This window comes from Collinsella sp. TF07-1, assembly GCF_003437235.1.
In the GTDB taxonomy this organism is placed as follows: domain Bacteria; phylum Actinomycetota; class Coriobacteriia; order Coriobacteriales; family Coriobacteriaceae; genus Collinsella.
The window spans coordinates 1-4,164 of record NZ_QSRV01000047.1; the positions used below are offsets into that span (position 1 = coordinate 1).

The window sequence follows — 4,164 nt, forward strand, 5'->3', positions numbered from 1 at the left end:
GGCTCTGTTAGACCATAATTGACATATAGGTGATGCCACCGTGGTATAATGGAATTGTTAACCACGGCATTGGAGCAGGTATGAACGCCGAGGATCTGGTCGTCACCCTCAAGAAGAACATGGCGAAGCTAAGCAAGTCCGAGCGCCGCCGCGCAATCGAGTCGGTACGCGACGTCATCCGCGCCGCCATGTTCGACGATGCAGCGGGAACTAGCTACGAAATCCAGCGTTGCCCACGTTGCGGTTCGGTCGCTATCGTTAAAAAGGGCAAGTCCAGGAACGGTGAGCAGCGCTACCTCTGCCGCGACTGCGGCAGGACATTTTCAGACTCCACCGACCGGATCCTCGGCACGAGCAAGCTGCCCCGCGAGACCTGGATGGCCTATGCCGAGTGCTTCGTTCTCATGCTCCCTCTCCGCGAGTGCGCCGATCGCTGCGGTGTCTGCCTCAAGACCGCCTACACCATGCGCCACAGGCTCATCGAGTGCCTGAAGGAATATTCGCCCACGTTCCATGTGGGGCAGGGGCAGGCCTGCGAACTCGACGAAACATACTTCCCCGAGTCCTTCAAGGGCAACCATTCAAAGGGCTCCTTCACTCTGCCGAGAAAGGCTCGCCACCGCGGCAAGCAGGTCCATAAGCGCGGCCTCTCCCGCGAGCAAATCTGCGTCATGACGGGCATCAGTGACACGAACGCCACCTTCTTCGAGGTCTCGGGGCGCGGCGTGGTCTCGCGCAAGCGTGCGGCGGAGGCCCTTCGCCACCGTATCGGCGCAGGTGCGGTCGTCGCCACGGACAAAGCGACCGCATACATCGATGTGCTGTGCGACCTGAAGGTCGCCTCGCATGAGTCCTATGATTCCAAGGACCGCTCGGAGGGCACCATCAACCGCATCAACACCGTCCATTCGCTCCTCGACTCGTTCATGGCGCGCTTCAAGGGGGTATCCACCAAGCATCTCGGCGCCTACCTCGACTGGTTCCGCTGGTGCCGTACCTTCATGGCGACCGACTCCCGCACAGCTGAGTCCACAGTCGCACGTCAGCTCGCCAACGGCATCTGCGCCACCCGCATCCGCGACATGTTCAACGTCCTGCCGCCCTATATGGACTACTGGGTCTCGAGGGCGGCATAGTCCGTTAAAATGGTGGCACCGTGGTATACACGAGAGATAGGAGCCGCCATGCCGTCGAACATACCAGCAACCACTATCAGGATCGAGCCGGAGGTAAAGAGGGAAGCGACCGCCATCCTCGACGAACTCGGTCTCTCCATGTCCACAGCGATGAATATGTTCCTCCGCGCGGTGATCCGCGAGGGCGGCATGCCGTTCGAGATGAAGGTAAATAAACCCAATGAATAATAAGGCGAAAAAGGCAATCTGTAGAAAAGAAGATTTGGGAAATGAAGCATCTGTTGAGCAGTTTTTTGTAGATAGGCTTCTGAAGCGCTTGGGCTGGTCAGACAGTCAAATTAAAACAAAGGAGAGCATTTCGGAGCTCAGCATAAACTTGGGCCGAAAAAAGATCCCTTATAAACCCGATTACGCTCTTTCGTATAGAAGAAAGGTGCGTTTTGTCATTGATGCCAAATCAACAAAGGAAAACCTAGATGATTGGGTCGGACAGTGCTCTAGCTATTGTCTTCTAATCAACCAGGGCTATAAAGACAATCCAGTCCAGTACTTCGTTATAACGAACGGTTTGAAAACCATGCTGTACAGATGGGATAGTCGAAATCCTGTTCTCACATTATCTCTATCTGATATGAATAAAGGGTCCAAAGCCTTCGACACCTTTGCAGAATACCTGTCACCGCAGTCTTTTAACGCGACTCATCCTGCTGGGCTCTCAAGCGAAACAAAAGAAGAGCGCATCGTACTGAAACAAATCGGACCTTCTGCGGTAAATAAACTATTCGGAAGTGCGCATTCCTATATCTATAAGCATGAACATCTCAGTTATGGGGCCGCTTTCACTGAATTTGTGAAGGTGATTTTCCTAAAAATGACCTCCGATAAAGAAGCGCATGAATGTAGCGAAGGATACGAAACGGATGAAGGCTATTCTGTACCTGTTTCACGAGCTAAATTTTCATCACAATGGATAAAAAAGGCCGAGGAAACGACTCCGAATCCCGTCAACACGATCCTCTTCGCTAAACTGGTAAAGAACTTCGAGGATCTGATCGCTCAAAAAAAGAAGAAGCGCATTTTTGAACCTAACGAGAAGATACGGTTGTCCGCCGGAACAATCAAAGAACTTGTTAAGCGATTTGAAGAAGTCGATCTCCATCTCATCGAAGACGACCTCAATGGTCGCATGTTCGAAACGTTTCTGAACGCAACTTTAAGAGGCAAATCACTTGGGCAGTATTTTACGCCGAGAAGTATTGTTGATATCGCTGTTGGCCTATCAGATCTGCATGTCGGTAGAAACATCTCTGATTGCTCGCAAATTATAGATGCATGTTGCGGCTCCGGCGGGTTCCTTATTGGAGCTCTAAATGGCATGTGGGAAAAAGTTGATTCCAATGCTTCTCTTTCTATGAAAGAGAAGCAGGAAATCAAGAAAAACATTGCTGAAAATTGCATATGGGGCATCGATGCAGCTAGGGATCCAGCTTTAGCACGCATTGCTCGTATGAATATGTTCCTTCATGGAGACGGCGGGAGCAAAATCTTCCAGTTAGATTCCCTAGATAAGAATATCACCGTAGAAGAAGACGCGGATTCGCTCGAACTTAGAAGCGAGAAAAAGGAGTTTCGAGATGCAATTTCCGGGCGTAACGGCTATTTCGATTTGGCGCTAACCAATCCACCGTTTGCTGCGGAGTATAAATGCTCCGAACCGTCTGATTTAGCCCTTCTCAAAGATTACTCCATCGCTCATCGTCCAGATGGGAATGGAATCTCGAGCTTGCGTGGGACCGTACGTTCAAGCGTTCTATTTATTGAGCGTTACTACGACATTCTAAAACCTGGCGGTTCTTTAATAACCGTGCTAGATGATGGAATACTTGGAGGTGAAGACACTTCTTACGTTAGGGATTGGATTAGAAGTCATTTCATTGTCAAGGCGGTTATATCGCTTCCCGGTGACGCATTCCAGCGCTCTCAGGCAAGGGTCAAGACGTCGCTGCTCTTCTTGCAGAAGAAGATCGATGCCGCCCAAGAACAGCCTCGAATCTATATGCGGTATTGTTCGTATGTGGGGCTAGATAGTCCCAACAGGGAGCGAGTTCTTCCGTCTGATGCAATTACAGCGCAAAAGGCGAAAGAGGAAATCACCGATATCGTTGATGGATATAAAGCATTTTTAGACGGCGATTCTGAAATTGCTCGACTTTATTCAGTTGATCCAAAACGTATAGAAAACCGAATGGATGTGAAAGCGACTCTTCTCGTTGCAGGCAGAAACGTCGAAAAATGGAACGAACGGGGTTTTAAGGTTCGCGCCGCCAAAGACATCGCTGAACCCATCTGGGCTTCCGGTGCCGCCTGTGAGGACCGAGCGGGTGACCTCTTTTGTACCAGAGGGGATAACAAGAGAAAGAAAGTTACCTTTGCAGTGGTTAAGTATGACGGAACGATTGCTGCGGGTGATGAATCTTACGCTGAGGATGTTAGTTATGAGTCGCTTTTTAAGTTAAAAAAGGACGACGTCGTTCTAAGTAACATCAACGCTGTTAATGGCGCTGTTGCCGTTGTTGATTCGAAAACAGCCGGTTTATACGTATCTTCTGAATATACCGTTATTCAGCCAAAAGACCCGTTGACTGTTTATACGCTATGGTCGCTAATCAGATCTGATACCGCCCGCTCAGATTTGATATTGCTTTCTACAGGTATTGGAAGGACGCGAATTTCTTGGGACGTTCTTAGCGAGCTAAAACTTCCGGTTCCCAATCTAAAAGCGATTCAGGTTATTCAAGAAAGAATGGAAGAACTAGCGGAAACCCGAAAGAAGGAGGCAGCGCTTCTTGAAGAGGTTAGCCAACTGGTTAACATTGATATCTGTAATTCAGACGAGCGTGCTTTGTCGGTTTTGACCGCGTTCAAACCACCGAAATAGACTAATGCCCGGGAGCAATTCGAATTGCTCCCGGGCATTATCGTCCCGGCTCGAAAAAGTGCTAAATGTCAATTCTGGTCTAACAGAGCC

Annotated in this window: 3 protein-coding genes; all 3 read left to right on the top strand. The window is 49.7% G+C overall.

Features of this window, described 5'->3' with window-relative positions; genetic code table 11:
• The first annotated feature begins 80 nt into the window (after window positions 1-80).
• Genes DXC67_RS10110 through DXC67_RS10120 form a run of 3 tightly spaced genes read left to right on the top strand, consistent with a single transcriptional unit; the run spans window position 81 to window position 4,074 of the window.
• Window positions 81-1,136, top strand: a complete 1,056-nt coding sequence (locus DXC67_RS10110; RefSeq protein ID WP_199410735.1) for an IS1595 family transposase — start codon at window positions 81-83, stop codon at window positions 1,134-1,136.
• A gap of 48 nt (window positions 1,137-1,184) precedes the next feature.
• The gene (locus DXC67_RS10115; protein WP_117638271.1) at window positions 1,185-1,364 is read left to right on the top strand and encodes a type II toxin-antitoxin system RelB/DinJ family antitoxin; all 180 of its coding nucleotides are present in this window, start codon (window positions 1,185-1,187) and stop codon (window positions 1,362-1,364) included.
• Window positions 1,357-4,074, top strand: a complete 2,718-nt coding sequence (locus DXC67_RS10120; RefSeq protein WP_117638272.1) for an N-6 DNA methylase — start codon at window positions 1,357-1,359, stop codon at window positions 4,072-4,074. Before DXC67_RS10115 ends, DXC67_RS10120 begins: the two co-directional genes overlap by 8 nt.
• Window positions 4,075-4,164: the final 90 nt, after the last annotated feature.

Excerpts from the sequence above, each read along its gene's own strand:
- DXC67_RS10110 (WP_199410735.1), top strand. The coding sequence starts at position 81 with ATGAACGCCGAGGATCTGGTCGTCACCCTCAAGAAGAACATGGCGAAG.
- DXC67_RS10115 (WP_117638271.1), top strand. The coding sequence starts at position 1,185 with ATGCCGTCGAACATACCAGCAACCACTATCAGGATCGAGCCGGAGGTA.
- DXC67_RS10120 (WP_117638272.1), top strand. The coding sequence starts at position 1,357 with ATGAATAATAAGGCGAAAAAGGCAATCTGTAGAAAAGAAGATTTGGGA.